This is a genomic window from Curtobacterium sp. MCPF17_011, from assembly GCF_003234145.1.
In the GTDB taxonomy this organism is placed as follows: domain Bacteria; phylum Actinomycetota; class Actinomycetes; order Actinomycetales; family Microbacteriaceae; genus Curtobacterium.
This window is the reverse complement of sequence record NZ_QKSK01000006.1, coordinates 99,711-123,276: the sequence shown is the minus strand read 5'-3', so window position 1 is coordinate 123,276 and position 23,566 is coordinate 99,711. Positions and strand designations below refer to the sequence as shown.

The following is a 23,566-nucleotide window of genomic DNA, read 5'->3' as shown; positions in this document are numbered from 1 at the left end:
GCTCCTAGGGGACGTAGACGTCGTCGAAACGGACGTCGATCTGCTCGATGACGAGTTCGGTGTGACGGGTGAGCACGTCGGCCAAACGACGTCGGAGGCGGTCGGCGGTCTGCTCGGCGACCTGGCCGTAGGCGATGGCCGCGGTCAGGTCGACGGTGATCGGCGTGCCCGGGGTCGAGACGTCACCGGTCAAGGTGCACCGTCCCATCACGATCCCGCCGGTGGTGTCACCGGCGCGGCGGATGAGGTTGCGGACCGCGGCCTCGGTCAGCACGAGCCGCAGCCGCGGGTCCGGGTGGCTGACGGGGACGTCCCGTCCGGACGTGATCTCCGCCCGGATCGTGGTGAGCAGGCCGTCGATCCAGGCGTTCTCGCGGTCGGGGTCGGCGTCGGCACGACGCTGCATGGCGTCGACCGAGAGCTCGCGGAGGCGCTGCATGTTCGACAGGGCGAGACGGCAGGCGGCGGACGACTCGATGTCCGGGTCCTGGGGGGTCCGCCCGCGGTCCAGGTACTCCGCGAGCTCGTCGAAGGTGTGGCCGTCGAGGTCGGCGTCGGGCAGGACGTCGGCAGGCAGGGTCTGGTCGTCGTCGCTCATCGCCACGCCTCCATCTCCCGGAGCAGGAACTGCCGTGCCCGAGCGAGGAGCCCTCGGACCGTCGAGACGGGCAGCTCGAGCGCCTCGCTGATCTCCTGGTAGCTGTACCCGGCCGTCTCCCGCAACAGCCAGCAGCGTCGCTGGTCGGCAGGGAGCCGGTCCAACGCAGCCCACATCGCGTCGAGCTGCAGCCGCGCCTCGACGATACGCTCCGGGCTCTGAGCCGGGTCTGCGGGAGGTTCGATCTCGTCGACGTCGTCGTGGTGCCGGCGTCGGCGGAGGCGGTCGATCGCCTTCCGGGTGACGATCTGCATCATCCACGGCCGGAAGCGGGCGGGGGTGTCGAGGTCCGACAACCGACGCCATCCAGTGAGGAACGACTCCTGCACGACGTCGTCGGACTCGACGTTCGATCCGAGCATCTGTTCGGCGTAGACGCGCATCAGCGGACCGTGACGACGGGCGAGGACGGCGAAGGCCGGTACGTCGCCGTCCACGGCGCGGACGACGAGCGTCGAGTCCTCGGCGCGGCCGAGCGGGTCGTCGTCGCGCATCCTCACCTTCCGCCGGTCCAGGGGTTCGTCCGTCCGGTCGACGGCCGCATCCGAGCATGCTCCGTCGTCCCCGGACTCGCCCGCACGGATCGGATTCGTGACGGAATGCCCGGTCGGTCCGTCCAAGAAGGGGGACCTCGCGACAGGAAGCAGACGATGCACGACCGACCGACTACCGATCCCCGCTCCGTGAAACCTGTCGGACGCGCGGGACCGGACCGTGACGAGCGCTGCCCGAGCCGTTTCGACAGCTGGCACTGCGGGCTCCCGCAGGGGCACGGCGGACTGCACGTCGCCGAGGAGCCCCAGGGTCGGACCACCTGGAACGACGCCCTGGACGGCCGCGACCTCGGCTTCCTCTGACGCCCGCTTCTCGGCGCGGCCTCAGACCGTGTCGTCCGGACATCCGCACGAGCGTCGGAGGACGAGTTCGCCGGGGAACAGTTCGTGCGCGTGGTCGCGGTCGGTCGCCAGCAGACGCGTGACCGCGCTCCGCGCCATCTCGTCGACCGGCTGCCGGAAGGTCGTCAGGCCCGGCCAGGCGTACTCGGCTTCCGACGAGCCGTCGAAGGACGCGATCGCGACGTCCTGCGGCACCCGGATGCCGCGCTCGTGGAAGGCCCGCAGCACCCCGACCGCGGTCCGGTCGGACGCGACGAAGAGGGCACGTGGTCGGTGGCCCCCGTCGTGCGCACCGGTGCCGACGCGGGCCCGGTCGTCGGCGATGCGGTGTCCGGCGGCCCGACCGCCCGGACGGGTGACCTCGGCCGCCACGAACGGCCCGGCCGGCACTCCGGCCGCCGCACAGGCCTGCAGCCACCCGATGTACCGGGGCTCGGTCGGGTCGTCCTGTCCCACGAAGCCGACCGATCCGTAGCCGTGCTCGAGCAGGTGCGTCGTCGCCGCGACCGCTCCCGCGCGGAGGTCGGTGCCGAGACTCGCGACCCCGCGCTCGCGGCTGGCGACGTTGAGGGAGATCCACGGCAGCCCCACGCCGTCGAGCGCCACGCTGTCGAGCGCGGTGTCCCCCGCGAGCACCAGCACCCCGTCGATCTGGCGCGCGGCGAACTCGCGGAACCGGGCGAGCACCTCGTCCGGTCGGAACGACGTGGCCGTCGTGTACAGGGCGTACCCGCGGTCGCGGGCCGCAGCCTCCAGGGTGCTCGCGTACTCGCCGAAGAACGGGTTCGTGAAGACGGGGTCGCTGCTGCTGGGCACGAGGAAGGCGAGGGTGTCCGCGGAGCCGGAGCGGAGGGCGCGTGCGGCCTGGTTCGGTCGGTACCCGAGGTGTTCGACGGCGGCCAGCACCCGCTCCGCCGTGGCGGCGGCCACCGGTGCCGTGCCGTTCAACGTGTAGCTGACGACGGCGTCGCTCACCCCGGCGAGCCGGGCGACGTCACGTCGTGTCGCCTTCCGCGGGGCCGACGTGCCGTTCGTCATGCCCTGCTGCTCCGCACAGAGGCCGGCCCAGGGCGGCGCACACGCGGCCACACCGCCCGACCGGTCATGCTCCGGACAGCTCGCTCCGGACCGGCAGCGGTGACCCGACGGGCACCGGGGCGTCCCCGAAATCCGGGATCGGCAGCCGCTCGCCGTCCCGCAGCGCGGACTGGAACGCGATGAGGCCGGGGAGCGTGTACCGGGCCGCGACCCAGGCGTTGACGGTGGGCAACGTGCCGCCGTCGACGGCGCGGACGAAGTCGTCGACCAGGAAGCGGTGGCTGCCCTCGTGTCCGTCCGGGGCGACGTCGAACTCGGCCGGGAGGCGCTCGGCCTCCGTCGCGTGGACCTTCGCGTGCCCGGAGCTGAACGCCTCGCGGAGGGACGGCGCGATGTCGGCCAGCAGCGGGTCGTCGGGGCCGATCGCGGGCTCCGAGGCGAGCAGGTCGGAGACGTCCTGCACGCCGTCCTTGTCCTGCCAGACCGAGGTCGCGGCGAGCTGCTCGAAGCTGCCCTCGGTGCCGAACCAGCGGAACCGGCTCTCGCGGATCGGCGACGGGTAGCCGACACGACGGAACTCGTTGATGCGCATCGAGCCCCCGCCGTCCAGCTCGAACAGTGCGGTCATGTTCGAGAAGTCGTTGTCGAACATGCTGACCTGCTTGTCGAACACCCCGTCGTCCCGGTCGTCACGCACGCCGATGCAGCTGACGCTCGTCGCGTGCCGCGGCATAGCACCGAGGACGCCACCGATCGCGTGGGTCGGGTACCACATGGGCGGGTAGCTGGCGGTGGCCTTCCAGTCGTCACCACCACTGAACTTGTAGGCGTCGTAGAACCCGAGGTCCATGTCGTGCAGGTAGTCGCCCTCGGCGTAGAACACCCGGCCGAAGGCTCCCTGTTCGGCCTTCTGCCGCGCGAAGACCGTCGCCGGGTTGTACTGGCTCGTCTCGCCCATCATGTAGGTCAGCCCGGTCGCGCTGACCAGGTCGATGACCTCGGCGATCTCCTCCCGCGTCACGGCCATCGGCACCGCCGAGTACACGTGCTTGCCGGCCTGCAGCGCGCGGGCGACGATCGGCCCGTGCGTCCAGCGCTGTGTGAACACGGCGACCGCGTCGATCGCGGGGTCGGCGAGCATCGAGTCCAGGTCGGCGTACGTGCCGGCGAGACCGAGGTCCTCGACCAGCCGCTGCGCGCGGCCCTCGATGACGTCGGTGGCGTACACGGCCGAGATGCCGGGGTGCAGCTGGAACAGGGCGGCGAAGTGGGACGAGAACTGGCCGGCACCGACCATGCCGAGGGTGAACGTCATGTGCTGTCCTCCTGTGCGTCGTTGCACGCCGCCGGGTCGACGGAGCGTCCAGCAAGTGTGCGGCGAGGGTTTACTCGTGTCAACTGTCAATGGGATCCCCTGACCAGCCGAGCGGCGACGAGCATCACTGGGGTAACACCGCCGCGGCTCGCGCCCGTTCCACCACCGCACGGATCACGTGCGTCTTCGCGTCCGCGTAGTCGTTCATGTCGTCCCACGTCCCGCTGAGCAGCGCCCGCTTCGTCGCCTCGTACAGCGCTCGGTCGTCCGGGTCCGTCCGCAGCCGGTCGCGGAGCAGCAGGTAGTCGTCGACCGCCGTCGCACCACGTCCGTAGACGTGCACGTGCACGTCTCGCGTCGGCGTCCGCACCAGACGGTGGCCGGGCTCACGCACCCGCAGCTCGTACCCGGCCCTCAGGAGCGGCCCGAGGTACGCGGACTCGTCGGTGACGTCCGGCACGACGACGACGAGGTCGACGATCGGTTTGGCGGCGAGGCCCGGCACCGAGGTCGACCCGATGTGCTCGACCTGCACGTCGAGCGGTGCGACCGCGCGGAGGATCCGCTCCCGGTGCTCCGCGAACGTCACTCCCCAGGCCGGGTCGTGTTCGTGCAGTCCGACACGCAGCGCCTCGGGTCCGCCCACGATCTCGACGGTGGTCACGTCACGGCGCTCGACGGCGGTCGCGTCGCGACGGACGGGAGGCTCGTCCCCCGCCCCGACCCCGGGTGCGGCCGTCGAGTCGCGGACCACGAGCGTCGTGGCGAGCTCGACCCGGACCGGCTCGTCCGGCGCACCACTGGCGTGCCCGTCCGTGCCCACGTCGGCGTGCTGGCGCAGCGCCATCCGCGTGGCCCGCAGCGCCATCCGCGTGGCCCGCTCCGCCATCTCCCGCAGGGGCTGCCGGATCGTCGTCAGCGCGGGTCGTGCCCATCGTGCGGGAGCGACGTCGTCGAACCCGACGACGGACAGGTCCCCCGGCACCCGGAGCCCGAGCGACCGGGCGGCGTCGAGCACGCCGAGGGCCTGCAGGTCGTTGCCGGTGACGATCGCCGTCGGCCGGGGAACGGCGGCCAGCAGTTCACGGGCGGCACGTTCGCCGTCCTCGCGGCTGAACCGGGCGACGACGACGGACGGACCGTGTGTGCCGGACGGGTCGGGCGTGACGGAGGTGCGGCGCGCCTCCAGTCCGGCTGCGGCGAGCGCCGCACGGTGTCCTGCCAGCCGGTCGACCGCGCAGGCCATGTCGATCGGCCCGGCGATCGCCGCGATGTGGGCGTGCCCGAGGTCCAGCAGGTGCTGCGTCGCAGCCGCTCCCCCGGCGGTGTTGGTCGCACCGACGACGGGGACGTCGGCGGGCGGGTCGCCGACCGGGTCGACGACCGTGAACGGGATGCCGCGAGCGCGGAGCTGGTCCCGACGGCCAGCGGTGAGTGCCGAGAACTGCAGCACGATCGCCGCGGGTCGTCGGTGCAGGACGCCGGTGATCCAGTCCTGGCCGACGGCGTGGTCCGGGCCGAGCGCGGAGAGGGACAGCGCGTACCCGTGCTCCCGCGCGACGGACTCGACCCCACGGACGATCTCGATCGACCACTCGCTGGCCAGGTCCTCGACGACGAGCTCGACGAGCGACCCGGGACCGGGCGGGGTGTCGCGCTGGGCGTAGCCGGAGCCGGCGAGCAGGCGTTCGACGCGCTCCCGGGTGGGTTCGGAGACGCCGGGGCGGCCGTTGAGGACCTTCGACACGGTGGCCAGGGACACCGACGCCTGGCGCGCGATGGCCTCGAGCGTGGGGCGGGAGCCGGACCGTTCCGCGGGGTCGATGGACATGTGCCGAGTATCCCAGGGCCGATCGGAGCGCTGGAGGCCGCGCGGCGGATCTGTGGAGGAGTGCCGGTACCGACAGGCCGGCGCGGGCTGGCTGCGCGACCACGTCGGTCTCGCCGAGCAGCTCGACGGTGTGCCCCGCATCCGCCGGGCAGCGCAGCCGGAGCGCGTGCGGGGCAGGTGCCGGGACCCGTGGCCCGAGGACTGGGGCGCGCGGACCGACCCTCACCGCCGGGATACTGCCGGTGCACAGCCCCGTCCATCCGGGGGGCTCACGACGAACCGAGGCTGCGATGACCACCGATGCCCGCTCCGCCGGAAGCGCCGACGAGATCGACGCCGACACCGCGATCGCGCCCGACACCGAGTCCAGAGCCGACAACGACCCCGCTGTCGACGACCACCTGGAGCAGGCCCGGCTCCGTGCGCACATCGCCGCGGTCACGATCGAGCTGATCCGGACCGGTGAGACGCTGCGGCCGGACAGCGCTGCGGTGTCCGAAGCCGCCGGCGTCGATCAGGAGGTGGTGCAACGACAGTTCCCGACCTGGGAGAGCCTGGTCGCGGTCGCGGTGATGCGGTGGCACGAGGGCCGGATCGCACCGCTGCTCGCGACGGCCGGTGGTGGTGGCGCCGTCGTGTTCCTGGAGCGCCTGATCGCGGCGAACCTGGCGGACCCGCGGATGATGCGACTGCTCGTGAGCACGCTGACGGCCGGTGCCGACGCGGCGAACCCGGCGGCGCCGTTCTACCGCAACCAGTACGCCGGGTTCCACCGGACCGTGCGCGGACTGTTCGAACAGGACGTCCTCGCCGGCCGCGAACCCGCGACCATCGATCCGAGGCGCGCGGCCGACCAGCTGCTCGCGCTCTACGAGGGACTGCAGCTCCAGGGCATGCTGCGGGATGGTCTCGACGTCCTGGCCGCGTTCCGCGACGTGACCGGACGGCTCCGTCGCGGCTGGGCGGCCGGTGTCGGCGGGGAGGCCGCCGACGGGGTCTACGACATCTGACCGCCGGACGGGAGGTGCGGCTCGGGCCCGGCCCCGGCCTCCAGCCCGACCGGGGGTTGCGCTCGGCCCCCTCGTCGCATATGTTCTCGCTGACAACAAATCCGCTCGACGACGATCGGCAGACCCCCATGGCAGTGCAGCCCACCCGCGACGACAAGTTCTCCTTCGGTCTCTGGACCGTCGGTTACAACGGCTCGGACCCCTTCGGCGGCCCGACGCGCCCCCAGCTCGACGTGGTCGAAGCGGTCGAGAAGCTCGACGAGCTCGGCGCCTACGGCCTCACCTTCCACGACGACGACCTCTTCGCGTTCGGCTCGACCGACGCCGAGCGGCAGACCCAGATCGACCGCCTCAAGGGCGCGCTGGAGTCGACCGGCCTCGTCGTCCCGATGGTGACCACGAACCTCTTCTCCGCCCCGGTCTTCAAGGACGGCGGCTTCACCTCGAACGACCGCGAGGTCCGCCGTTTCGCCCTCCGCAAGGTGCTGCGCAACGTCGACCTCGCCGCCGAGCTCGGTGCCGAGACCTTCGTCATGTGGGGTGGCCGCGAAGGCGCCGAGTACGACGCCGCCAAGGACGTCCAGGCCGCGCTCGAGCGCTACCGCGAGGCCGTCAACCTCCTCGCCCAGTACGTCACCGACAAGGGCTACGGCATCAGGTTCGCCATCGAGCCGAAGCCGAACGAGCCCCGCGGCGACATCCTGCTGCCGACGCTCGGCCACGCGATCGCGTTCATCGACACCCTGGAGCGCCCGGAGCTCTTCGGCGTGAACCCCGAGGTCGGCCACGAGCAGATGGCCGGCCTGAACTTCACCGCCGGCATCGCGCAGGCGCTGTACTCGGGCAAGCTCTTCCACATCGACCTCAACGGTCAGCGCGGCATCAAGTACGACCAGGACCTCGTCTTCGGTCACGGCGACCTGCAGAACGCGTTCTCGCTCGTCGACCTGCTCGAGCACGGCGCACCGCAGGGTGGCCGCGCCTACGACGGCCCCCGTCACTTCGACTACAAGCCGTCCCGCACCGAGGACATCACGGGCGTCTGGGACTCGGCCGCCGCGAACATGCGCATGTACCTGCTCCTCAAGGAGCGCGCGCAGGCCTTCCGCGCCGACCCCGAGGTCCAGGCAGCGCTCGAGGGCGCCAAGGTCACCGAGCTCGCCAAGCCGACGCTGAACGAGGGCGAGAGCTACGACGCGTTCCTCGCCGACACCTCGGCGTACGAGGACTTCGACGCCGACGCGTACTTCGGCGGCAAGGGCTTCGGCTTCGTCAAGCTGCAGCAGCTCGCGATCGAGCACCTCATGGGCGCTCGTGGCTGATCTCGCCTCCAGCGCGACCGACCCCGGCGATGAGGACCTCCTCGTCGCCGGGGTCGACTCGTCCACGCAGTCCTGCAAGGTCGTCGTCCGCCGGGCCGCCACCGGCGAGGTCGTCCGGACCGGACGCGCCGCCCACCCCGACGGCACCGAGGTCGACCCGGCCGCCTGGTGGGACGCCCTCGGCGTCGCCGTCGCCGACGCCGGCGGGCTCGACGACGTCGCCGCGATCGGCATCGGCGGCCAGCAGCACGGCATGGTCGTGCTCGACTCCGCCGGTCGCGTGATCCGCCCGGCGCTGCTGTGGAACGACGTCCGCAGCGCGGCCGCCGCCGCCGAGATGGTCGAGGACCTCGGACGGGAGGCATGGGTCGCCCGCACGGGTCTCGTCCCGGTGGCATCGTTCACGGCCACGAAGCTCCGCTGGCTCCGCGACGCCGAGCCGGAGCACGCGGCCCGCGTGGCCGCCGTCGCGCTGCCGCACGACTGGCTGTCCTGGCGCCTCCGCGGCTACGGCCCGGCGGACGAGAGCCCGCTCGGCCCGGAGCTGGACGCCCTGGCGACCGACGGTTCGGACGCCAGCGGCACCGCCTACTGGGACCCGGCACGCCGTGAGTACGACCCGGAGCTGTTCGAACTCGCCCTGGGCCGTCCGCTGCGCGGAGCCGAGACCGGTGACGACGGCGACGCGGTGATCGTGCCGCGCGTGGTCGCGCCGTCCGAGGCGATGGGCACGCTCGAGCAGGACGTCGACCTGCCGGGCGGTGCGCGTGCCTCCCGCGGGCTCGTCGTCACGGCGGGCGCGGGCGACAACGCGGGCGCCGCACTCGGCCTCGGCCTGGCGGCGGGCGACGTCGCGGTGTCCCTCGGGACGAGCGGCACGGTGTTCGGCGTGACCGACACCGCGATCGAGGACCCGACGGGCACGGTCGCGGGCTTCGCGGACGCCACGGGCTCCCGGCTGCCGATCGTCACGACGCTCAACGCGGCACGGGTACTCGAGGTGATCGGCGGCCTGCTGGGCGTCGACCACGCCGAACTCGGTCGCCTGGCGCTGCAGGCGCCAGCCGGTGCCGACGGGCTCGTCCTGGTGCCGTACTTCGTCGGCGAGCGCACCCCGAACCGGCCGGACGCCACCGCCTCGCTGCTCGGCATGACGCCCGGCACGACGGACCGGGCGCACCTGGCCCGCGCCGCGGTGGAGGGCATGCTCTGCGCCCTCGCCGACGGCCTGGCCGCGGTCGAGCGGACCGGCGTCACCGTGGAACGGCTGCTGCTCATCGGCGGGGCCGCGCAGAACGAGGCCGTCCGCGTCGTCGCGGCGCAGGTCTTCGGCCGCGAGGTCCTGGTGCCCGAGCCGGGGGAGTACGTCGCCGCGGGCGCTGCGCGACAGGCGGCGTGGGTCGTCACCGGGGAGCTCCCCGGCTGGTCGATCCCGACGACGTCGATCCCGGCGGACCCGCACCCCGAGGTGCTCGAGCGGTACCGCGCCGCCGTCGGCTGACCGCACCGCGTCGACTGACCGCAAAACGCAACGTCGGCGTCGAGACGCAACGCGATCGCGTTGCGGGACGCCGCCGACGTTGCGTTTTGCGACCGCCGCTCAGTCCGGCCGCGGCGCGGGCTTCGACCGCACGTGGGCCCGCTCCCCCTGCGGCCCGTACAGGCAGAGCACCTCGGTCACCTGCGTCGAGACGTTGCCGACCCAGTGGGGGGTGTGGGTGTCGAACTCCGCGACCTCGCCCGGGCCGAGGTCGAACACCTCGTCGCCGAGCACCAGCCGGAGTCGGCCGGACAGCACGTAGAGCCACTCGTAGCCCTCGTGGGTCTTCAATGTCGTGTCCGAGCCGTGGTCGTTCGGCTCGATGAGCTGCTTGAACGACCGCACTCCCCCGGACCGCTTCGTCAGCGGGATCACGACACGGCGACCGTGTCGCTCGGGCTTGAGGTGCACCCGCGGGTCCCCGGTCGGCGGCGCCCCGACCAGGTCGTCGAGCGGCACCTGGTACGCCCGCGCCAACGGCAGCAGCAGTTCCAGGGTGGGCTTCCGCTGTCCGGACTCCAGCCGCGACAGGGTGCTCACCGAGATGCCGGTCCGCTCCGCGAGTGCTGCGAGCGTGACGTCCTGCCGGGTGCGGAGCGCCCGGAGTCGCGGGCCGACCGCATCGACGACGTCAGCCGTCGTCGGTTCGGTGGGGCGCGCCTCCCGATCGGATGTCATGCCGCCGATCTTGCCACAACGGCAACAGCACTTGCCGCTTCGATCCCGGGCGACCGAAGATCGCCGCATGTCTGAACACTTCGACGTCATCGTGGTCGGCGGCGGCCCCGCCGGCCTGTCTGCTGCACTCATCCTGGGGCGCTCGCGCCGCTCCGTCCTGGTCGTCGATGCGGGTGAACCCCGCAACGCCCCTGCCGAAGGCGTCCACAACCTGCTGGGGCAGGAGGGCACCGCACCCCGCGACCTCGTCCGCATCGGCCGACAGGAAGTTGCCCGCTACGGAGTCACCGTCACGGACGGGAGGGTCGTGGCCGCGTCCGCCACGCCCGTCACCGACGACGACCCGCTGGGGTTCCGGCTCACCCTGGACTCCGGCGAGGTCGTCACTGCCCGCCGCGTGGTCGTGGCCGGCGGTGCGGTCGACGTGCTGCCCGACGTCCCCGGCCTCGCGGAGCAGTGGGGCCGCGGAGTCGTGCACTGCCCGTTCTGCCACGGGTGGGAGGTCCGCGACCGACGGATCGGGGTCCTCGTCACGACCGCCGCCGGTGCACATCAGGTGCAGATGTTCCGGGCGCTGAGCGACGACGTCACGGCCTTCGTGACGGATCCCGACCTGCTCGACGACACCGTCCTGGCCGGCTTCGCCGCTCGTGGCATCCGGGTGGTGCGGACCCCGGTCGTCCGCGTGCTCTCCGAGGGGGACGCACTGTCCGGGGTCGAGCTGGCGGACGGGACCGTCGTCGAACTCGATGCCCTGGCCGCAGCGAGCCGGGTCGAGGCCCGGGTCGAGTGGGCCGCGGGACTCGGGCTGACGCCGGTCGACCAGGAGGCCAACGGCGTGCTGTTCGGCCGGGTGCTCGCGGTCGACGGGGCCGGGCAGACCGAGGTCCCCGGCGTCTTCGCCGCCGGCAACGCGGCGAACGCGATGCTCACGGTGGTCGCCTCGGCCGCGGCGGGGTCACAGACCGGGGCCATGGTGCACGGCGACCTGCTGCGGGCGGACGTCGCGGCAGCAATCAGTGCCGGTACCGGTACCGGCACGGCACGCTGATGCTCAGCGCAGCGGGGTGAGCGTGCTCTCGAGGAGCAGGTCCTTCGCCGGCCCGCGCGCGTGCCAGCGGACGCTCCACCGGTCGGTCGTCCCGGCGAGCAGGCCCGTGTAGTCGTCGGGGGCGCAGGCGTGCTCGACCTGCGAGCCCCACACCCAGTCGTGGAACGGACGGCCGTCGGCGAAGAACACCCGCCACGGGCCGTCCGGACCGCAGCCGTCCGGGCCGCGGCGGACCGTCAGCGTCCGCCACACCGGGGTCGTGCGGTCACCGAGGACCATCGTGCCGGTCTCGTGCCAGCGCACCGTGTCGTCGTCGACCGCGGTGAGCTCGGTCGTGCCGGTGACGGTGCCGCGCAGGTCGGCGAGCCGCTCGTGCACCCTCCGCCCGAGCGCCCACCGGCCGAGCAGGTCGGTGGGCGTGAGTGCGTCCGTCACTCGACCCGGTAGCCGGCCTGGGCGGCCAGCAGCGGAGCGAGCGTGAACAACTGCTCGCCGCCGATCGTCGCGCCGCGCATGCCGTCCAGTCGCTCGAGTCGGTCGAGGTCGGCGCCGCGCAGGTCGACGTCCTCGATGCGGGTGTTCGTGCCCGCGAACTCGCGGACGGTGCTGCCCGGGAACGAGACCCGCAGCAGTCGGGCGTCGGCGATGTCGATCTCGTCGACGACGCAGTCGCGGAAGACCACGTCGGTCAGCGTCGAGGCGCGGAGGTTGACGAATCCGAGCTTCATGCCGACGAACTCGACGCTGGCCAACGAGCTGTCGTGCAGTTCAGCCGAGCCGACACGGCCGCCCGCGATCCGGACCTCCCGCCAGGAGCTGCTGACGGCACGGAGCGCGGGGGCGTCGAGGACCTCGACGACGCTGTCCCGGATCCGGAAGCCGCGCAGCTCCGCGTCACCGGCACGGAGGGTCTCGATGACGCACTCCTCGACCTCCAGGTCGGACAGCCGTTCACCGGACAGGTCGAGGACGCCGATGCGCTTGCCCTCGATGCGGTCGCCGGTCAGGACGTCGCTGGGCCCGGGCGTCCAGTCCTCGAGGTCCGTCGGTCCAGTGAGGGTGATGCGGGGCGCCGTGACGCCGGTCTTCCGTGCCATGCGCCCAGTCTGCCGCGGACGGCAGGCCACCGCCGACGGGCCCGTCAGTCTTCGGGCTCGTCCGAGCGTGCGGCTGCACGCAGGGCGTCGGCCATCCGACCGGTGAAGTCGATGAACAGTTCGAAGGACTCGGGTGCCACCGCGCTCTCGAGCACCCCGCGGTAGGCGGCCCGCACGGAACCGAGGACCGCGACCGCGTCGAGCGTGAGCTCGATGCGGACGCTGCGTCGGTCATCGGGGTTCCGGACGCGGTCGAGAAGTCCCTGCCGGGTGAGCCGGTCGAGGAGCGCGGTCACAGCCCCGGTCCCCATCTCGAGGTACCCGCCGAGCTCCTTCGGCGTGCGGTCGTCGTCGACCGCTCCGAGGAACTGCAGCGCGCGGAGGTCGACCGGGTTCAGGCCGTGCCGGACGGCGAGGTGCTGCATGAGGTGCGCGTGCTCGACCTGTGCGCCGTAGAGGGTCGCCACGGCCTCGTCGAGGAGACGGTCGAAGTCGGCGGTCGAGGGGCGCCGAGGAGGTGCGGTCACAAGGCGACCCTAGTCGACATCCGTTCATCACGGAGATTGACAAACTCGAAAATCGAGGCGTACAGTCGCAGATGCCTCGAAAATCGAGGTGACATGATCAGGATGGAACCCGGAAATGCGTCGCCCTACCCGCACCCTCGCTCGCCTCGGCACCCTCGCCGTGATCCCCGCCGCGCTGCTCGCCGCCGGTGTGGCCGTCTCCACGGCGAGCTACTCGGCCTTCTCGGCGACCTCGTCCGACGGTGCCGACAACTGGTCGATGGGCACGGTCGCGCTGACGAACGACGCCTCGAACGGCGCGTTGTTCTCCGCGTCGAACCTCAAGCCCGGGTCCACCGGCACGAACTGCATCGCGGTGACCTCGAGCGGCAGCCTGCCGAGCGCCGTCCGCATGTACGCGAAGGACGTCACCCAGACCAAGGCCCTGGCCTCGTCCGTGACCCTGCAGGTCAAGCAGGGCACCGGCGGCGGCTACGGCACCTGCGACGGGTTCACCGCGGCGACGGGCACCGACGGCACCCTCTACGACGGGTCGCTCGCGACCTTCGCGTCGACCCGGAAGGACTACGCGTCCGGTCTCGGCACCTGGAAGACCGCGGGCACCAAGCCCGAGACGCGGACCTTCCAGATCACCTACACCGTCTCCCCCGACGCGCCGGCGACGCTGATGGGCGCCACCGCCAGCCTCGGCTTCACCTGGGAAGCCCAGAACCTCTAGTCCCCGCCCACCACCGCACGCCCACCGGACAGGAGGATCGGGATGCGCTCGTCGTCATGGCTCCGGTTCACGGTCGTGCTCGCCGCTCGTGGCGTCATCGCCGCGCTCGTCGGCGTCGTGTTCTGGGGCATCGCTCCGCTCGCACTCGGATGGCACACCACCACCGTGATGACGGGCTCCATGCAACCCACCCTCCTGCCCGGTGACGTCGTCGTGAGCAAGCCGGTCCCGGCCCACGACGTCCGAGCGGGTCAGGTGCTGCTCTTCCCGGACCCAGACCACGCCGGGGTGCTGCGCCTGCACCGGCTCCAGGACGTGGACGCCCACGGCGACCTCGTCACCAAGGGCGACGCCAACCCGGAGCCGGACTCGACCGCCGTCGCGCGGTCCTCGGTCGTCGGGGTCGGGTACCTGCGTGTCCCGCTCGTCGGGCTCCCGGTCGTCTGGGCCGCGGAGCACCGGACCGTGCCCCTCGTCGCACTGGCCGCCGGCATCGTCGTGCTCGCCGGGTTCGCCGTGGTGCCCGCCGTGCGCACCCGTACCGACTCCCCGACCGACCGGCTCCCGCGCCACGGCCGTCACCGCGCCGCACGTCCGCGCCCGGACCGTCGTGGTCGCGGCGACGGTGTGCGCCGTCGTCGGGGTCGCGCTGCCCGCACCCGCAGCGGCAGTGGCCTTCGCAGCGGCCACGACCACCGGGACCAGCTCGATCACCACCGCGGTCGCCACCCCGGTGACCGGGCTCACCTGCGTGAACGTCGGCAACGCCGCGGTCGACGTGGGGTGGGCCTACTCCGGGGTCGCACCCGAACGCTTCACGGTCCTGGTCGACGGGGCCGCGAGCGGGATCAGCACCGCGGCCCGCGCGCGGGACGTCACGCTCGGCGCATCGGACTTCTTCGTCTGGAAGACTTCGACCATCAGCGTGCGCACCGACCTCACCGACACGTGGACGGCCACGTCGTCGTCCACCGTGCGGATCACCACGATCCGCCTGTTCGGACTCGGCCGCACCTCCTGCGCCCGCTGACCGCACGGACCATCGGCGGTCGGCGACGGCATCCGCCGTGTCCGGCCCACCTCAGGTACCGGTGCGGTCCTGCGGCGGCCGGGATCCGCGTTCGACGCCACGAGTGCGCCGCCGCCGTCCCGGGGATGCCGGTCGTGGCGGAGGTCATGGGAACGACGCGGTGCCGGTCGTCGTCGTGGCAGCCGGGAGCGCGGGTTCCCAGGGGTCCCGAACACCGGCAGATCCGTCAGTGAGTCGACTCAGCGCCCGGCGTTGTAGTGGCCCGTGACCTGCGTGGCGGAGAGCACCGAGCTGTACACGGCAGCGAACCGCATCGAGCCGGCGAAGTAGTAGTTGCCGGCACCCGGCCACCCGGTGATCGTGTCGTAGCCGACGCGGAAGTACCCGCTCGCGTTCTCCGGGGCGGTGAAGGCAGCGTTCGAGGCCACCAGGGCCCCGTCGGCGTACAGCCGCATCCCGGTCGTGGCCGACATCGTGGCGACGACGTGGTGCCATGCGCCGTCGCTGTAGGCCTTGGGCGACGTGACGACCTGCGTGGTGTTGTTGTACGAGCCGAAGACGAGCTGCCCGCTGGTGTTGAGGTACACCTGGCGGTCGTGCTGCCCGGAGGCGGCGACCTGGTTGCTGCCGAAGCCGATGAGCAGTCCGCCGGCGACGGTGGTGCGGAACCACACCTCTTCGCTGAAGGTGGTCGGGTTGCGGTACATCGTCGGAGTGGAGACGAAGCTGGTCGACCCGTCCAGGACGTACGCGCCGCCGGCGTCGCGAGGGCAGGCCTTCGGGGTCGCCGTCGTCGAGGCCATCGATCCCTGGTAGGTGCCGTTCGCGCCCTTGCCGGAGTCGTCGACGGCGGTCTTCGCGCCGGCGGCCTCGGCGAGCTGGTAGGTGAACAGGGCGTTGGCGTTCTCCGCGTCGACGGCACTCGCGCAGGTGAAGTAGCTGGCGGTGCCGGCACTGTTGGATCCGTTGGTCACCTTCGCGGTGAACGCGGACCGGGTCGGCGCGAACTGGTTGAGCACGATGACGACGGCCAGGGCGACGACCAGCAGGACGGCGACGACCTTGCCGTCACGGAGTCGGTGCAGGTTCACGCGGCACGCACCGTCTCGACGCGGCCGATCGCCAGGCAGAACAGCAGCGGCAGCAGGCAGGCGGCGATGAGCGCGGCCCAGCCGATCGGGTCGAGGTCGATGTTCGACATGAGCTGGTACTGCCCGTTGTGGGTGAGCTCGTGGATGGTGACGCGGCCCACTTCGCCGTCGACCAGGTGCACGGTGTTGCCGCCGACCGCGTCGATGCGGACGGGGAACATGCCCGAGGACACCACGGTCGCCTCGACGCTGCCCTTCGCCGACGTGTTCGAGATCGTCGTGACGTTGACGAACGGCTTGAGCACGAACGCCGCGTACGAGACGGTGAGGGAGCTGCCGGCGATGCGCAGGCTGCCGCGGGTGACCCGGTCGGTGAAGACGCTGGTCAGGGCCCAGATGAGGAGCGTGCCGACCAGGAGGATCGGGGCGGCCCGGAAGAGCCAGCCCAGGTGCGGGACGAGCAGGACCGGGGCGCCGACCAGGTTCTCCTGCGTGAGCGTCCACGGGTCCTGAGCGCCGTTGACGTCGCCGCGGGCGTGGATGCCGCCGTCGGGGTCGATCGCGACGATGCGGTGCGTGTAGGTGACGTCGGGGTTCGCGGCAGTCCGGTAGGACACGATGTCGCCGACCCGGAGGGACGACGCCTGCACCGGCATGTCGAGGACGAGCGTGCCGACCGGGGCGGCTTCACCCATCGACGGGGTCTCGACGACGAACCAGCGGCCGCCGTTGGTGAGGAACAGGACCGCGGCGATGAGGAGGAGCGCCGCAATCGCGGCGACCGACCAGGCGAGGACGGTCTCGGAGCGGCTGACCGCACGTCCGCCGAGGAGCGGCCGCGGGAGGGTCCCGCTGAGCGGGATGGCCGAGGTGAGGCTCATGTGCTGCTCCGTCCTGGTCGGTGGTGGTCAAGGGGAATGGCGACGCTCGACCGTAGGGGGGTCGGTCGAGCGTCGCCGGTCTGAGGTTGGTCGGATCAGGCGGTGAAGGTCCAGGTCATCGGCACCGAGGCGGCGAGGCCCTGGTAGGTGTTGCCGGCCGAGGAGTCGAGGGTGACCGCGAAGTTGAAGGGGACGCTCGCACCGGCGGCGGGAGCGGTGGGCAGCGTGATCGCGGCGCCGCCCTTGAAGCTGGCGAGGGTGCCGGAGAAGACGGTGGTGGAGCCGGAGGTGACCACGAGGTTCATCTTCGCGCAGAGGTCGGTCGCGGTGCCGTTCGACGTGCCGTTGGCGCTCTGCGTGCAGGTGGCGCCCGGGGTCAGCGTGAAGGTGCTGGCGGCGGCGGTACCGGTGTTCTTGATGGTGATCGGGGTGTTGACCGTGTTGCCCGGGGTCATCGTCGTGCTGCCACCGAACTTGTTGATGGTCGAGCAGGTCGCGGCGTTGGTCGAGACCGAGCCGCCGTCGGTGCTGAGGCAGGTGACGGACGCGTTGGCGTTCTGCTCCTGCATGATCAACGTGCCGCTGGCGGCGGTGTTGCTGCTGTTGGTGATGCTCGCGGCGAACCCGGAGAGGGTGCCGGTGAGCGAGAGGGAGAGGAGCACGGCGGCGAAGATGCCCGCGAGGAGCGCCACGGGTGCGAAACGGATGCGCTTCAGCGGGGAGGTGCGGAGCTGGTTGGACACGGGGTACCTCGATGTTCGTGGATGGTCTCTTTCGCAATCTCCGTTCGGCCGATTGCTCAATGATTAAGATAGTCATAGGTTCAACAACATGGAACCGCCGCAAGGCCCCCAGAGCGGGGGACACCGCGGACGGGAGGCGCATCGACGCCCGGCGCACCGGTAATCTCCCGCAACGAGAGAGATCTGGAGACCAGCCCGTGAGTGAGCAGGACGAGCACGACGCGACGGACCTGACGGCCGCGTTCGACGCCGTCGTCCGCGCCAACGCGAGCCTGGTCGCGCAGCTCAGCGCCCGCGCCGGCGTGCACGAGAGTGGCCTCCGCGCCCTCGTGCTCATCAGTGACACCGGCTACTCCACCCCCACCGAGGTCGCCGGGTTCCTCGCGTTGACCTCCGGCGCGGTGACGAACATGGTCGACCGGCTGTCCGCCGCAGGGCTGCTCGAGCGCACACCGAACCCGTCCGACCGGCGCGGGTCGCTGCTGCGTCTGCGGCCCGCCGGCGAGGACGTCGTCGCGGACTACCGGGAGCGCTACGCCGCCATGCTGCGCGCGGTCGACTCCGGCCACCGCGGGGACCTGCACGCGGTCCTCAACGACCTGGCGACCGGCCTGTTCCAGCAGGCCGCGACCGCCGACCCGGCGACACCGGCCTCCGCGAGCTGAACGAACGGGCGCCGCTGTCGACCGCGGCGCCCGTTCTCCGTCCGGAACGGTCAGATGCCCGTCGTGCTCCGGATCCACGACGACGCCTGCGCCAGCAGGGCCTGGTTCGACCCCGCGCGGGTGTTCGCGCCCGGGTCGGCGCTGTCGCCGGTGGAGCACGTGGCGACGACCTTGCCGTTGACGATGAGCGGCCCGCCCGAGTCGCCGTGGTTCGAGGCCCCCGAGACGCCCGTCACGTGCTGGGCCCGGCCTCCGAACGCGTCGGTGCTCGCCTCGGTCAGGGACACGGACGCCTCAGCCCCGCAACGGCGGCGACGCCGCCACACCGTGCTCGTCCGCGAACCCGGCCACCAGGTCACGCATCGCGTCCTCGGCACTGTGCCGTGCCTCCCAACCGAGCACCTCGCGCGCCCGGTCGGTGCGCATGATCGGCACGCCGGCCGCGATGTCCACCCAGCCGGCATCGGTGGGCTGCAGGCGCAGCCGCCAGGTCAGCGTGACGAGCCCGCGGACCAGGCCGAGTGGCACGCGGACCGCTCCGAGCATCCCGAACACCCGCGCCATCCGCGGCGGAGTGAGCACGGGTGTGGCGGCGATGTTGAACGCTCCCCGGGCCTTCCGGTCGATCGCCCGCCAGTACGCGTCGGCGAGGTCGTCGGCATGGACGGCCTGGAACACGAACGGGTACGGCAGCGGCAGCACGGCCCAGCGGATCCAGCGGACGATCCGCATCGGCACGAGGTGCCCGAGGAAGAGGCCACGGATCTCGGCTGCGGCGTCGCGCTGGAACACCAGGCCGGGACGCAGTCGGGTCACGACGACGTCCGGGTGCTCGCGCTCGAAGACGTCCATCGCGCGCTCGTTCTCGGCCTTGTGGATCGAGTAGGTGGCGGTCGGGATGCCGTCGGCGGGCCAGGTCTCGTCCACCGGGGTGCGCTTGCCGTCGGCGTCGACCCCGCGGTAGGCGCCGACCGAGGACGCGACGACGACCTGCGGCACGCCCGCGGCCGCGACGGCGGCCAGGACGTTCGCGGTGCCGGTCACGTCGGTGCGGTGCTGGGCCGGGATGTCGTGCGTCGGCTGCAGCGCCCACGCCAGGTGGACGACGGCCTCGGCGCCGCGGAAGACCGCCGTCAGCCGGTCGATCGCGTCCGGGGCGCCGACGTCGACGGTGTGCCAGAGCGCGCTGTCGTACGGCTGGGCGCGCAGGTCCGGCCGTCGGCGCGCGACCCCGACGACGTCGGCGCCGGCGTCCCGGAAGCGGCGGAGCAGCGCGGTCCCGACGTTCCCGGTGGCGCCGACGACGACGATCCTGGTCATGCCGCGGCCGGGGTACCTGCGGGCAGTGCGGGGTCGAGGACGACCTTGATGCAGTCGTCCTCCTTCTTCTGGAAGACCTCGTACATGTGCGGGGCGTCCTCGAGCGAGACCCGGTGGGTCGTCAGGTCGAGGGTGCCGAGCGGGTCGGACGGGTCCTCGACGAGCGGCATGATGTCGTCGATCCAACGCTTCACGTTGCACTGGCCTTCGCGGATGGTGATCTGCTTGTCGAACAGCGTCATCATCGGCATCGGATCGGCCATGCCGCCGTAGACACCGCTCAGCGAGACGGTGCCGCCGCGACGGACCAGGTCGATCGCGGTGTGCACGGCGTCCAGGCGGTCGACACCGGCGGTCTCGATGGCCTTCTGCGCGAGCTTGTCGGGCAGCAGGCCGGCGGCGCGCTGGGCGAACCCGGCGACGGGGTTGCCGTGCGCCTCCATGCCGACTCCGTCGACGACGGCGTCCGGGCCACGGCCGTCGGTCAGGTCGACGAGCTCGGCGACGAGGTCCTTCGACAGGTCGAACGTCTCGATGTCGTACTTCGCCGCGAGGTCACGACGGACCTGCTCCGGCTCGACGGCGAGCACGCGGTAGCCCAGGTGCTTGCCGATGCGGGCGGCGAACTGCCCCACCGGGCCGAGTCCGAGGACCGCGAGCGTGCCGCCCTCGGGGACGTCGGCGTACTGCACGGCCTGCCACGCGGTCGGCAGGATGTCGCTCAGGAACAGCCACTGGTCGTCGGCACCGGTGTCGGGCACCTTGATGGGACCGTAGTCGGCGTGCGGCACACGCAGGTACTCGGCCTGACCACCGGGGACCTGGCCGTACATCTTGGTGTAGCCGAAGAGGGCGGCCCCGCTGCCGTACGCGGTCACCTGGGTGGTCTCGCACTGGGACTGCAGCCCACGCTGGCACATGTAGCAGTGCCCGCAGGAGATGTTGAAGGGGACGACGACACGGTCGCCGACCTTGAGGTTCGTGACGGCCGAGCCGACCTCCTCCACGATTCCCATCGGCTCGTGGCCGAGGACGTCACCCTTGTCGATGTACGGGCCGAGGACGCGGTACAGGTGCAGGTCGGAGCCGCAGATCGCCGTGGAGGTGATCCGGACGATCGCGTCCGTCGGCTCCTGGATGGTCGGGTCGGGAACGGTCTCGACGGACACCTTCTCGGTGCCCTGCCAGGTCAGTGCGCGCATGCGTGCGCTCCTCTCGTCGCGGTCGCGGCCGGACGGGAGGCCCGGCACGCGTCGTCCCATCGGTACGCCTCCGCCTCGCGGAGCCTCCCAGCGTGGGCCGGTCAGCGCACCGGGTCGGAGGCGACGGGTGCGGCGGGCGCGGGGCGCGCCTCCCGGACGTCTGCGGCCACCTGGTCGTCGCGTGCGGTGCGCTCGTCGCGGGCACGCTCCCCGGCGACCACGACACCGAGCGCGACGGCGTACAGCACCGCACCGATCCAGAGTGCTGCCGAGGCGGACGGCACCTGGTCGGCGGGGATGTCCGGCACCCCGGCCGCGGCCATCAGCGCGGACTCGGCGCAGAGCACGGCGGTCGAGAGCACCAGGACGGTCACCCGCAGCCAGCGCGGGCTGCGACGGATGCCGGCCGAGACTCCGACCACGCTCGCGGTCAGGAGCAGTCCGGCGAGCAGGAACCCGATCATCACGACCGAGTGCAGGGCCGGGTCGCGGGTCGAGTCGGCCGCAGTGGTGCCGGTGTAGAGCAGCCAGGACCCGCCGACGGCCAGGACCGCGGCGACCACCGGGAACGCGAGTGCCCGCGTCAGCGGGTTGCCGGCCAGGCGACCGAGGCGCTGCAGCGGGACGGGTTCGAGCGTGCGGCGGGCGAGTGTCACCGGCGAGCCGAGGACCAGCAGCACCGGGGCGACCATGCCGATGACGACGTGGCCGAGGACGTGTGTGGTGAGGTCGTGCCCACCGGCGTGGCCGAGCGGCCCGACGAGCACCGCGGCGACGGCCAGCAGTCCGGCGATCCAGGAGACCGTCCGTGCCGGGGGCCAGGCCGCGTGCCCGCGGCGCCGCTGTCCGGACGACCCGACGATGTACACCGCACCCGCCACGGTGAGGGCGATGAGGGTGAAGGTCCCGAGCGTGCCGCCGTGAGAGTGCACTGATGAGCTCCTGTCGTCGTCCGACCATCCTGTCGGAGACCGGTACGCGGTGTTCGGCGCGACGGGGTCCCGCGACTGGTCAGCCGCGCAATCGGTCCCGTTCTCCCGGCGGCAGGTGTTCGGTCGCGGTCTCGAGGGCCGCGCGGCTGAGGAACCGGCCCTGCCGCTCGAGGAACGCGACGAGCTCGACCTCGGACGCCCGCTTGCCGACCTCGCGCAGCACCCGGCCGAGGGCCGACTGCACGACGTCGCCGCGCTCCCGGACGAGGCGACCGACCACGGCGAGCGGGACCTCGGCGTCGCCCTGCTTCGCGAACGCCAGGGTCGCCACGACCGCGGCCCGACGGACGAGCGCCACGTCGGACTTCGCGAGGGCGAACAGCGGCCCGGTCGAGCCGCCGAGCAGCAGGGTGCCGACCAGGTCCTCGGCGGCCAGGTCGACCAGTACCGGGTCGTCGAGCCGCTCGGCCCGCAGCGCGGACAGGTACTCGTCGGTCAGGTCCGGATCCGGGCCGCGGTGCTCGGCCTGCCGCTCGCGGGCGGCCTGCAGGAGCAGCACCACGGCGACGAGGCGGCCGCCCGGGTCCTCGCTCCAGAGCAGCGCCGACCGCTCCCCCGGGTCCAGGTCCGCGAAGCGTCGGGCGACCCGGCGTGCGGCGCCGACGTCCCCCGGCGTCCGGGCGAACGCGACGAGGACGTCCTCGGCGGTGGGACGTGACATCCCCTCCACCCTACGGCCGGGGTGCGGAACGTCGGCCGGTCGTCAGCGGAACGCGAGGATCGTCAGCGGGTCCTTGAGCGTCCCGTTGACCCGGGTCTCGACGTGCACGTGTGGGCCGGTGGACTGCCCGGTGTTGCCGGACTTGCCGAGCTGTGTGCTCAGCGAGACGACCTGGTCCTTGCTGACCGCGATCGAGCTCATGTGCGCCGTCAGCACCGTGGTCAGGCCGTAGGTCACGACGACGTAGTTGCCGTAGCTGGCGTTGTTGCGGACCACCGTCGTCACCCGCCCGGTCCCCGAGGCGTACACCGGGGTACCGATCTTCACCGGCGAGTCGGTGCCCTGGTGGTAGCGCGGCACGTGGCCTGCGCCGCGGTCGTCGCCGTAGCGACCGGTGATCGTCGTGCCGGCGACCGGCCACTGCAGTCCGGTGACCTTCTTCGTCGACCAGGAACGGGTGTCCGCCTTCCCGTAGAGGACGACGTTGCCGTCGAGCTGCACCAGCAGCGCTCCGCCGCCCTTGCGCGAGGTGTTCGAGGCCCAGAGCGCCGTCCCGCCGCCCTTCGGGTAGACGACGAGGTTGCCGTCGGTCTGCACCGCGGCGGTCGCGCCGGGGTGCCGGAAGGTCTTCGACGACCAGGCCGCGGCGCCGTTCACGTACTGGACGAGGTTGCCGTCGGTCTGCATCGTGAAGGTCTGGTCACGACCGGCACCGGAGCGCAGCACCGTGCCGGGCAGGATCGTCGTCCCGGCCGGCACCCGGTTCTGGAACGTCTGCAGCTTCCAGGTGGTCGCGTTCGCCGTGTTCAGCAGGAGGAGGGTGCCGTCGCCGTTCACGCCCAGGCTCTTCGTCGGGGAGCTCTTCGGGCCCCACTGCGCCAGCAGCTTGCCGTTCTTGATGATCGACAGCGGTCCCTCCTTCTGGACGACCGCGGCGGCGCCGGACTGGTTCGAGGTGTTCGACGCCCAGAGCACCACGTTCCCGATGCCGTACTCGACGAGGTTGCCGTCACCCTGCATGACCAGGCGGAACTGCCCGTTCGGCGAGGTCACCTGGTCGCCGGCCCGGAGCCAGGTGCCCGCCGGGGCGGTGCCGGTGTAGGTGGTCGCTGCGTGCGCCGGTGTGGCGACCGCGACGAGTCCCGCGGCCGCGATCGCGACAGCGGTGACGGCCGCGGCGAAGCGTGCTCGTGCCCTGATCATGTGGTGGTCGTCCCTGCTCGTGGTGAGGCCCACCGCGGGCGGCCGAGCGCCAGCGCGGTGCGTGTCCGGTGTCGAGGCGTCCCTGTACGACTCGACG

26 protein-coding genes and 1 pseudogene are annotated in these 23,566 nt (G+C 72.2%); 9 read left to right on the top strand and 18 right to left on the bottom strand.

The annotated features are described in order from the left end of the window. Nucleotides 1–4 precede the first annotated feature (4 nt). Together DEJ25_RS09370 and DEJ25_RS09365 are read right to left on the bottom strand one after the other, a co-directional pair. Nucleotides 5–598 carry a hypothetical protein gene (locus DEJ25_RS09370; RefSeq protein WP_146240645.1) on the bottom strand — a complete coding sequence of 198 codons (594 nt, stop codon included), beginning with the start codon at nt 596–598 and terminating at the stop codon, nt 5–7. Continuing rightward, nucleotides 595–1,152, bottom strand: a complete 558-nt coding sequence (locus tag DEJ25_RS09365; RefSeq protein ID WP_110904854.1) for an RNA polymerase sigma factor — start codon at nt 1,150–1,152, stop codon at nt 595–597. The genes DEJ25_RS09370 and DEJ25_RS09365 overlap by 4 nt, the downstream gene beginning before the upstream one ends. Before the next feature lie 189 nt (nt 1,153–1,341). Here DEJ25_RS09365 and DEJ25_RS16680 point away from each other — a divergent pair, with 189 nt between their 5' ends. Continuing rightward, complete coding sequence (locus DEJ25_RS16680; RefSeq protein WP_181421681.1) at nt 1,342–1,515, top strand: hypothetical protein; 174 nt, start codon at nt 1,342–1,344, stop codon at nt 1,513–1,515. A gap of 21 nt (nt 1,516–1,536) precedes the next feature. On the opposite strand, the gene DEJ25_RS09360 is transcribed toward DEJ25_RS16680, so the two are convergent. From DEJ25_RS09360 to DEJ25_RS17140, 3 genes are all read right to left on the bottom strand, one after another. Next, entirely contained in the window at nt 1,537–2,592 is a 1,056-nt protein-coding gene (locus tag DEJ25_RS09360) for a LacI family DNA-binding transcriptional regulator (protein WP_111044511.1), read from the bottom strand. A 64-nt stretch (nt 2,593–2,656) separates the two neighbouring features. Further along, nucleotides 2,657–3,907: a Gfo/Idh/MocA family protein gene (locus DEJ25_RS09355; protein WP_110904807.1), complete on the bottom strand. Its 1,251-nt coding sequence runs from the start codon at nt 3,905–3,907 to the stop codon at nt 2,657–2,659. A gap of 124 nt (nt 3,908–4,031) precedes the next feature. Next, the gene (locus tag DEJ25_RS17140) at nt 4,032–5,738 is read right to left on the bottom strand and encodes a GrpB family protein (protein ID WP_181427394.1); all 1,707 of its coding nucleotides are present in this window, start codon (nt 5,736–5,738) and stop codon (nt 4,032–4,034) included. Nucleotides 5,739–6,028: 290 nt separating this feature from the next. Here DEJ25_RS17140 and DEJ25_RS09345 point away from each other — a divergent pair, with 290 nt between their 5' ends. The 3 genes from DEJ25_RS09345 (at nt 6,029) to xylB (ending at nt 9,571) form a co-directional block, all read left to right on the top strand. Beyond that, the gene (locus DEJ25_RS09345) at nt 6,029–6,748 is read left to right on the top strand and encodes a TetR/AcrR family transcriptional regulator (RefSeq protein ID WP_110904806.1); all 720 of its coding nucleotides are present in this window, start codon (nt 6,029–6,031) and stop codon (nt 6,746–6,748) included. Between the two features lie 128 nt (nt 6,749–6,876). Next, nucleotides 6,877–8,070, top strand: coding sequence for a xylose isomerase (gene xylA / locus DEJ25_RS09340; protein ID WP_111044510.1), 1,194 nt, complete (start codon nt 6,877–6,879; stop codon nt 8,068–8,070). Beyond that, on the top strand, nt 8,063–9,571 hold the full coding sequence (gene xylB, locus DEJ25_RS09335) for a xylulokinase (protein WP_111044509.1): 1,509 nt from the start codon (nt 8,063–8,065) through the stop codon (nt 9,569–9,571). The genes xylA and xylB overlap by 8 nt, the downstream gene beginning before the upstream one ends. Before the next feature lie 99 nt (nt 9,572–9,670). Here xylB and DEJ25_RS09330 read toward each other — a convergent pair whose 3' ends face one another. Continuing rightward, nucleotides 9,671–10,288 carry a helix-turn-helix domain-containing protein gene (locus DEJ25_RS09330; protein ID WP_111044508.1) on the bottom strand — a complete coding sequence of 206 codons (618 nt, stop codon included), beginning with the start codon at nt 10,286–10,288 and terminating at the stop codon, nt 9,671–9,673. A 67-nt stretch (nt 10,289–10,355) separates the two neighbouring features. Here DEJ25_RS09330 and DEJ25_RS09325 point away from each other — a divergent pair, with 67 nt between their 5' ends. Continuing rightward, a complete protein-coding gene (locus DEJ25_RS09325; RefSeq protein WP_111044507.1) occupies nt 10,356–11,339 on the top strand; it encodes an NAD(P)/FAD-dependent oxidoreductase in 984 nt (327 codons plus the stop codon). Between the two features lie 3 nt (nt 11,340–11,342). On the opposite strand, the gene DEJ25_RS09320 is transcribed toward DEJ25_RS09325, so the two are convergent. The 3 genes from DEJ25_RS09320 to DEJ25_RS09310 are packed head-to-tail and all read right to left on the bottom strand — an operon-like array spanning nt 11,343 to nt 12,963. After that, the gene (locus DEJ25_RS09320; protein WP_111044506.1) at nt 11,343–11,774 is read right to left on the bottom strand and encodes a DUF6314 family protein; all 432 of its coding nucleotides are present in this window, start codon (nt 11,772–11,774) and stop codon (nt 11,343–11,345) included. Further along, nucleotides 11,771–12,436 carry a pentapeptide repeat-containing protein gene (locus DEJ25_RS09315; protein ID WP_111044505.1) on the bottom strand — a complete coding sequence of 222 codons (666 nt, stop codon included), beginning with the start codon at nt 12,434–12,436 and terminating at the stop codon, nt 11,771–11,773. The genes DEJ25_RS09320 and DEJ25_RS09315 overlap by 4 nt, the downstream gene beginning before the upstream one ends. Nucleotides 12,437–12,480: 44 nt before the next feature. Next, entirely contained in the window at nt 12,481–12,963 is a 483-nt protein-coding gene (locus DEJ25_RS09310) for a MarR family winged helix-turn-helix transcriptional regulator (protein WP_258366325.1), read from the bottom strand. Nucleotides 12,964–13,078: 115 nt separating this feature from the next. Here DEJ25_RS09310 and DEJ25_RS09305 point away from each other — a divergent pair, with 115 nt between their 5' ends. The 3 genes and pseudogenes from DEJ25_RS09305 (at nt 13,079) to DEJ25_RS17020 (ending at nt 14,711) form a co-directional block, all read left to right on the top strand. Beyond that, on the top strand, nt 13,079–13,681 hold the full coding sequence (locus DEJ25_RS09305) for a hypothetical protein (RefSeq protein ID WP_110904799.1): 603 nt from the start codon (nt 13,079–13,081) through the stop codon (nt 13,679–13,681). Nucleotides 13,682–13,723: 42 nt separating this feature from the next. Then, a pseudogene (locus tag DEJ25_RS17230) lies at nt 13,724–14,125 on the top strand (signal peptidase I); the annotation flags it as partial. A 307-nt stretch (nt 14,126–14,432) separates the two neighbouring features. After that, nucleotides 14,433–14,711 (top strand): hypothetical protein, encoded by a 279-nt coding sequence (locus tag DEJ25_RS17020; protein ID WP_258366462.1) that lies wholly within the window; start codon nt 14,433–14,435, stop codon nt 14,709–14,711. A 239-nt stretch (nt 14,712–14,950) separates the two neighbouring features. On the opposite strand, the gene DEJ25_RS09295 is transcribed toward DEJ25_RS17020, so the two are convergent. From DEJ25_RS09295 to DEJ25_RS09285, 3 genes are all read right to left on the bottom strand, one after another. Next, on the bottom strand, nt 14,951–15,802 hold the full coding sequence (locus DEJ25_RS09295; protein ID WP_110903831.1) for a LamG domain-containing protein: 852 nt from the start codon (nt 15,800–15,802) through the stop codon (nt 14,951–14,953). After that, on the bottom strand, nt 15,799–16,683 hold the full coding sequence (locus DEJ25_RS09290) for a S26 family signal peptidase (RefSeq protein ID WP_111044503.1): 885 nt from the start codon (nt 16,681–16,683) through the stop codon (nt 15,799–15,801). The genes DEJ25_RS09295 and DEJ25_RS09290 overlap by 4 nt, the downstream gene beginning before the upstream one ends. Nucleotides 16,684–16,778: 95 nt before the next feature. After that, nucleotides 16,779–17,426, bottom strand: a complete 648-nt coding sequence (locus DEJ25_RS09285) for a hypothetical protein (protein WP_110903833.1) — start codon at nt 17,424–17,426, stop codon at nt 16,779–16,781. A gap of 197 nt (nt 17,427–17,623) precedes the next feature. On the opposite strand from DEJ25_RS09285, the gene DEJ25_RS09280 reads away from it, so the two are divergent. Next, nucleotides 17,624–18,091: a MarR family winged helix-turn-helix transcriptional regulator gene (locus DEJ25_RS09280; RefSeq protein ID WP_309146919.1), complete on the top strand. Its 468-nt coding sequence runs from the start codon at nt 17,624–17,626 to the stop codon at nt 18,089–18,091. Between the two features lie 50 nt (nt 18,092–18,141). On the opposite strand, the gene DEJ25_RS09275 is transcribed toward DEJ25_RS09280, so the two are convergent. The 6 genes from DEJ25_RS09275 to DEJ25_RS09250 all read right to left on the bottom strand — a co-directional run bounded on the left by DEJ25_RS09275 (nt 18,142) and on the right by DEJ25_RS09250 (nt 23,469). After that, nucleotides 18,142–18,378: a hypothetical protein gene (locus DEJ25_RS09275; RefSeq protein WP_181427392.1), complete on the bottom strand. Its 237-nt coding sequence runs from the start codon at nt 18,376–18,378 to the stop codon at nt 18,142–18,144. A 7-nt stretch (nt 18,379–18,385) separates the two neighbouring features. Next, complete coding sequence (locus tag DEJ25_RS09270; RefSeq protein WP_111044501.1) at nt 18,386–19,411, bottom strand: NAD-dependent epimerase/dehydratase family protein; 1,026 nt, start codon at nt 19,409–19,411, stop codon at nt 18,386–18,388. Beyond that, complete coding sequence (locus DEJ25_RS09265; protein WP_111044599.1) at nt 19,408–20,613, bottom strand: zinc-dependent alcohol dehydrogenase; 1,206 nt, start codon at nt 20,611–20,613, stop codon at nt 19,408–19,410. The genes DEJ25_RS09270 and DEJ25_RS09265 overlap by 4 nt, the downstream gene beginning before the upstream one ends. A gap of 101 nt (nt 20,614–20,714) precedes the next feature. Continuing rightward, nucleotides 20,715–21,545: a cytochrome c oxidase assembly protein gene (locus DEJ25_RS09260; protein ID WP_110903836.1), complete on the bottom strand. Its 831-nt coding sequence runs from the start codon at nt 21,543–21,545 to the stop codon at nt 20,715–20,717. A gap of 79 nt (nt 21,546–21,624) precedes the next feature. Continuing rightward, nucleotides 21,625–22,266 carry a DNA alkylation repair protein gene (locus DEJ25_RS09255; protein ID WP_111044500.1) on the bottom strand — a complete coding sequence of 214 codons (642 nt, stop codon included), beginning with the start codon at nt 22,264–22,266 and terminating at the stop codon, nt 21,625–21,627. A 42-nt stretch (nt 22,267–22,308) separates the two neighbouring features. Next, nucleotides 22,309–23,469, bottom strand: coding sequence for a peptidoglycan DD-metalloendopeptidase family protein (locus tag DEJ25_RS09250; RefSeq protein ID WP_111044499.1), 1,161 nt, complete (start codon nt 23,467–23,469; stop codon nt 22,309–22,311). Nucleotides 23,470–23,566: the final 97 nt, after the last annotated feature.